Genomic DNA, 5202 nt, shown 5'->3' with positions numbered 1-5202 from the left:
AGTTCGCTCAATTCAGTCATATTGGATTAGTCGTGAGAAAATTAATACGATACCACTGAATTGATGCGGACTTCTTTTTTTATTGTACTTTTTTTGTCGTGTACTGAAAGGCTGCCTGAAAACCATAAGAAAGTACCCTATACATGATGAATAACCATCAATTTAATCAGTTGGCTGATAAAGCCCAAACCAAACACCAACCCCAAACGCTCGCTCAATGGTATGCACAAGCCGCCCCTGAAGTGGCAGACGTTGATTTGCCTATAGAGCCACGCAATGCAACTGCGCGTGATGATGTGGATTGGGGCAAGGAATAAGTTTTCAGGCTGCCTAAAACACCAGCTACAAACCACACCTAGCCCCTTGATTAGCTACCAAAGGTCGAAAACAAGGTTTCTAATCCCTTGCCTTGCTGGTGTGGTTTCCTTTTATTCAAGGGATTGGATTTAAAGGGATTTAAAATCATGCCTGAAATTATTATTCAGGTTTCAGATGAAGAAATGAGAAACCTATTAGAACAAGCCCAGTCTGTGGATATGGCTCTTGAAGAATATGCCTATTATGCTGTATGTAATCATAGACTTTATTTAAGTTTATTGAGAGAAAATAAAGAACGGTACAGTAGAGCAGCAGACATTAGGCATGAAAAAACTAGGCAAATGAAAGACCAAGCCATTCAAGACTTTAAAACAGAGCATACAGCAAACCAAATTAGCCGTAATGAATTTGCTGAAAGATATGCAAAAAAATATTTCGTCTCTCAAAAAACTTTGCGTAAATGGTTACAAGGCGAGTAACTATTAGCTCTACCCTATACGCGCATAATCCATACCCTATACACGCATAATCCATACCCTATGCGTGTATAGGGTATTTTTCTATATAAAACTTAATGAAATAATTTTGCCATTCCGAAACACCAGCGCAACACAGCGCACCAACCAAACGAAAGGCAAACATTATGCAAACCATCATCAACATTGACACCCTGCCCGACCACGCCCAATTAACCATTGCCGAATTGGAAACCAGCGCAGCGCGTAACCGCAAAGGCATTACACGGCTTTCAGGCAGCCAAATCCGCCGCCTTGAAGCTCAAGGATTATTCCCCAAAAGCCGCCAAATCACAGGCACACGCGCTAAATTTTATGTTGCCAGCGAAATCAGAGCATGGTTAGCCGACCAAACCAAAGGAGCAGAATCATGAAACCAATTACAGAAAACGGCGTAACCATTCAATTTAACCGTGAATTGGATAGCCTGATTGATAGCCGCCAAATGGCAGAAATGCTAGGCATTCAACACGAGAGCTTCATCAAAAATATCAGCGAGCATGAATCGGCGTTAAGTGAATTAGGGGTTTTCCGATTTGAAATCGGGAAACCTCAAAAAGGCAGCAAAGGTGGCAGACCTGAAACATACGCGCTGTTAAACGAAAATCAAGCCTTTTTCGCAGTAACCCTATCGCGCAATACACCGCAAGCCGTGAAAGCAAAACTGTTACTGGTTAAAGCATTTGCCGCCGCCCGAAACTTGATTGAAGCACAACACGGCTATTTAGAGAGCCATAAGAAGTTACACGCCACAATCGGACAAATGCAAGCAATCGCCTTACAGCGTGGCAGCAATGCACCACCATTTGCCCATCACGTCAATTTAGAGCGGCTCAATAACAAATTGCTTGGCATTCCCAAAGACAGTCGCGCTACATTGAACAGAAAGCAAAAGCAAGTATTAGAAACGCTTGCGGAAATTGAACAGACTGCCATTAATAAAACCCTAGCAAACGGCGGTAACGACAAGGCAGCCTATCACGCTGCCAAAGAACAAGCGCAAGCATTTATGCAGCAATACGGTAATGCGTTATTAGGACACCACTCCATTCAGGCAGCCTGAAAGACCACTCCCCCACCCTACCGCTTTTTTACCACTCCAAAAAAGCCCAAAAGGGCAACATAGCCCCCTTTTCAGTAGGGTAGGGCGATGGCACACCAGCGCAATCATTGGCATGAATTGCAAACCAAAAACGGTTAATCAGCATATTATTTCAATAAAATAATGTTGATTGACACAGAATAGCTGTTGCATGGCAATTATAAACCTGCCCAATTTGCTACCGTTTTTCTACCATTTTGCTATCACGGCTGGTGTGGAGCGGATAGAAAAAGGGGCATTATGCAACAAACACAATGCCCCTTTTGGGTATTCAAAGATACTCAATTGTAGGTGTTCTTGGACACTCTCGCGCGCCCGCGCGTAATTGCCACAAAATTCAGCCATTCTGATAACGAACCAAATCGCGCAAGGGGCATAGTAACAAAATTCAGGCAGCCTGAAAAGCAGCTACTGGAATATCAGGAGCTTGAAAAGGCTTACTCAATTTTGAGTATTCAGGTTTCACTTGATAAGTGTATCAAGCGAAAAGCCCTCTAAATAAATGGAGCTTCTCAAATACGAGAAGCAATAAAGCAACACTTGCCATAAAAATATACTGATAAAACAAACTTTTTCGGCACACCCCGAAAAATACCCATTGAACCTAACGAGAATTGAAGCTATATTTTGGGTTCTCTCTCAAATTAGTAAGACCATTAACAGCATGGTTGAAACGCTGTTTTTTATCGCCTTATTCTTTCAGGCTGCCTGAAGTGTATCTACACATTTCACACGCCTATCACAAAGTTTATGGCGGTGTCTGCCAACCGTAAGGCGCAGGCTGGACTTACTACCAGAGAGAACACCGCCCCCATTTTGGGCTTTCTCAATTCTCAAATTTAGTAAGGAGCATTCCAAATGCAAACTCAACCATCAACCCCCACCATTATCATCAATGGCATTCCCCACACAGCGCAATGCCACAGCCCCGATATTCAATCCACCATCAACATCATGATTGCGCCCAATACCTTACTGCCCAATCAGCCCACGCCCACCATTTGCACCGAATTAAACACACATGGTTATTCAGGTTTGCTGGGCTTGCTGCAAAACGCGCATTTATTGGCACTTCATGGACACAATACCAAACTGCACCCACGCGCCGCAAGCTATCTGCAATCATGCTTGGAAACCACCGCCAACACATTAGGCGATGGCTTTAACGCCCTTTGCGCCCTGCAATCGCCCGAAAACAACCATTTCATCACACCAGCACTTTTGGCAGATTATGGCGCAATGATGGGCGAATTGCTGCCCTATTTCACGCTGTTGGCAAGCGAATTAGCCGCCGCCGCCGAAAAATCTTAACCCCCTATTCAATCATTTTTTAGAGTCCATAAAAAAGGGCAGTTAGCCCGATTCCCTTTGCTGGTGTTGTATCAGCAAGGGCGGTTTTTCACAACCTTATGGAAAATACAAATATTTGATTTACTTAATTTAAAGGATTTTAACCATGAAATATCCTTACGAATTTGCCGACCTGAAACACGCCGCCTGTGGCAATTGGCAACACATTTTAAGCTGTATCGGCATTCCATCAGGCTGCCTGAAAGACAAACATCAACCCTGCCCCATTTGTGGCGGTAAAGACCGCTTTCGCTTTGATAATAAACAAGGTTTCGGCACATATTATTGCAATCAATGCGGAAGTGGAGACGGTTTCGCCTTTGTCATGGCGTGGCAGCAATGCGATTTCCCCACCGCCGCCCAAACTGTAGCGCGGATTTTGGGCATGGACACCAGCCCCCAAACCCACCACCACACGCGCCCCACACCAACACCATCAACTCCCGAACCTGAAACCGACCAATTGCCCAAACTCCAGCGCATTTGGCATGAAACCCAGTCGCTTTCAGGCAGCCAAACCCTTGCTTACTTGGCAGCGCGTGGACTGGACACCAGCGCAATCACAGACACAGAGTTTACCCATGTACGCCATCACGCCGCCTTGCCCTACTGGACACAAGACAATAACGGCAAACCCATTAAATTAGGCGAATTTGGCGCAATGATTGGCGCAATCGTGGACACCAACGGCGAATTACAAGGCTTGCACACCACCTATTTACACCCAAACCAGCCGCGCAAATTAGCCATTGTCCACCCCGAAACAGGTGAGCCATTGCCCAATAAAAAAATGCAACGCCGCTATTCAGGCAGCCTGAAAGGGTGTGCCGTACCGCTTGACCCATTGGATAAAACAGGGTGTTTGCTGGTGTGTGAGGGCATGGAAACCGCTTTTGCCGCGCGTGAACTGTTTGCCCTGCCCACATGGGCGTGTCTGAATGCTGGCAATTTGGCGGCGTTTCATCTGCCCGATGGCGTAAACAGCTTGCTGATTGTGGCAGACCACGACACACCGCGCCCTATTGGCTTTCAAGCCGCGCATGATTTGGCAACACGCGCCCTGAAACAGGGGCTGAAAGTGCAAATTTGGCAGCCTGAAACGCAAGGTTTTGATGGATTAGACGAATTAAACCGCATTAAACAAAACCAAACCTTATCACAGGAGAACCCATCATGATGTTCTATGCCATCGGATTAGCCCTATTTTTATTGGCGGTGTTGATTTACCTGTTAGGGCAAACCATCGGACAATGGAAGCACGAAGCCCACATGAGAGAACGCATTAAAAACACAGGATTTTTTATGTTGGAAAACGGCTTGTATCGCGCCGTTAAGGTGGGCATTGACACCAGCCAACCCACGCGCAAATTGGAAACGCGTGATTTTGGCGATGTGGTGGAAACGCTGGTAACGCCACAAAACGCATTCAGGCAGCCTGAAACCCACCAGCCGCCACCACAAATCACCGTGATGGACACCGACCAAACCGACCCCGACCAAGACGACAACCCTATCACAATGGCAGAGCCACCGAAAAAAACCATTCGCCGCCGCGTAACAAGGAGTGCCACAGCATGAATTACTTTTTGCTTACTTTATTGATTTTAAATGTAGAAATGCTGATTGTTTTGGGCGTGTTTTTGTTTCGCCAATTCAGGCAGCCGCCGCGCCGCCGTTTTGTGAAGCCGCGCCGCCAAGCGGTAAACCCCCAAATTCGCCGCCTGTTACCTGATAAAAAGGGCTAATACGATGATTTCTAATATTTTACTTTATGGCGGTGGCGGTTTGATTGTGGGTTATTTATTGGGTGAATGGGCGAGTTATCAGCGTTACAGCCCTGTTGTGCAAGCCATTTCAGCGCAATTAGACGACACGCAAACGGAATTAGCCGCCGCCGAAAAGCAAATTGAAGCGCAA

General features: G+C 46.0%; 8 protein-coding genes. All 8 read left to right on the top strand.

The features are described from left to right. Positions 1-143 precede the first annotated feature (143 nt). The gene (locus tag Q338_RS14660; protein ID WP_156961085.1) at positions 144-317 is read left to right on the top strand and encodes a hypothetical protein; all 174 of its coding nucleotides are present in this window, start codon (positions 144-146) and stop codon (positions 315-317) included. Between the two features lie 147 nt (positions 318-464). Beyond that, positions 465-797, top strand: coding sequence for a hypothetical protein (locus tag Q338_RS11955; protein WP_034295756.1), 333 nt, complete (start codon positions 465-467; stop codon positions 795-797). A 164-nt stretch (positions 798-961) separates the two neighbouring features. Beyond that, positions 962-1207 carry a helix-turn-helix transcriptional regulator gene (locus tag Q338_RS11950; protein WP_034295754.1) on the top strand — a complete coding sequence of 82 codons (246 nt, stop codon included), beginning with the start codon at positions 962-964 and terminating at the stop codon, positions 1205-1207. Then, complete coding sequence (locus Q338_RS13905) at positions 1204-1896, top strand: Rha family transcriptional regulator (protein ID WP_051968640.1); 693 nt, start codon at positions 1204-1206, stop codon at positions 1894-1896. Before Q338_RS11950 ends, Q338_RS13905 begins: the two co-directional genes overlap by 4 nt. 897 nt (positions 1897-2793) lie before the next feature. Continuing rightward, positions 2794-3246: a hypothetical protein gene (locus Q338_RS11940; protein ID WP_034295752.1), complete on the top strand. Its 453-nt coding sequence runs from the start codon at positions 2794-2796 to the stop codon at positions 3244-3246. A gap of 145 nt (positions 3247-3391) precedes the next feature. Further along, a complete protein-coding gene (locus Q338_RS11935) occupies positions 3392-4462 on the top strand; it encodes a DUF7146 domain-containing protein (RefSeq protein ID WP_034295745.1) in 1071 nt (356 codons plus the stop codon). Next, positions 4459-4863 carry a hypothetical protein gene (locus Q338_RS11930; RefSeq protein WP_034295743.1) on the top strand — a complete coding sequence of 135 codons (405 nt, stop codon included), beginning with the start codon at positions 4459-4461 and terminating at the stop codon, positions 4861-4863. Before Q338_RS11935 ends, Q338_RS11930 begins: the two co-directional genes overlap by 4 nt. After that, on the top strand, positions 4860-5030 hold the full coding sequence (locus Q338_RS14655) for a hypothetical protein (RefSeq protein ID WP_156961048.1): 171 nt from the start codon (positions 4860-4862) through the stop codon (positions 5028-5030). The genes Q338_RS11930 and Q338_RS14655 overlap by 4 nt, the downstream gene beginning before the upstream one ends. Positions 5031-5202: the final 172 nt, after the last annotated feature.

Source organism: Alysiella crassa DSM 2578, from assembly GCF_000745955.1.
GTDB classification, from domain to species: domain Bacteria; phylum Pseudomonadota; class Gammaproteobacteria; order Burkholderiales; family Neisseriaceae; genus Simonsiella; species Simonsiella crassa.
Note: the sequence above shows the minus strand (reverse complement) of the source record. Positions and strands in the feature narration are given on the sequence as shown.

What these genes read in the sequence shown, in the direction of transcription:
- Q338_RS14660 (WP_156961085.1), top strand. Translation starts at nt 144, where the DNA reads ATGATGAATAACCATCAATTTAATCAGTTGGCTGATAAAGCCCAAACC.
- Q338_RS11955 (WP_034295756.1), top strand. Translation starts at nt 465, where the DNA reads ATGCCTGAAATTATTATTCAGGTTTCAGATGAAGAAATGAGAAACCTA.
- Q338_RS11950 (WP_034295754.1), top strand. Translation starts at nt 962, where the DNA reads ATGCAAACCATCATCAACATTGACACCCTGCCCGACCACGCCCAATTA.
- Q338_RS13905 (WP_051968640.1), top strand. Translation starts at nt 1,204, where the DNA reads ATGAAACCAATTACAGAAAACGGCGTAACCATTCAATTTAACCGTGAA.
- Q338_RS11940 (WP_034295752.1), top strand. Translation starts at nt 2,794, where the DNA reads ATGCAAACTCAACCATCAACCCCCACCATTATCATCAATGGCATTCCC.
- Q338_RS11935 (WP_034295745.1), top strand. Translation starts at nt 3,392, where the DNA reads ATGAAATATCCTTACGAATTTGCCGACCTGAAACACGCCGCCTGTGGC.
- Q338_RS11930 (WP_034295743.1), top strand. Translation starts at nt 4,459, where the DNA reads ATGATGTTCTATGCCATCGGATTAGCCCTATTTTTATTGGCGGTGTTG.
- Q338_RS14655 (WP_156961048.1), top strand. Translation starts at nt 4,860, where the DNA reads ATGAATTACTTTTTGCTTACTTTATTGATTTTAAATGTAGAAATGCTG.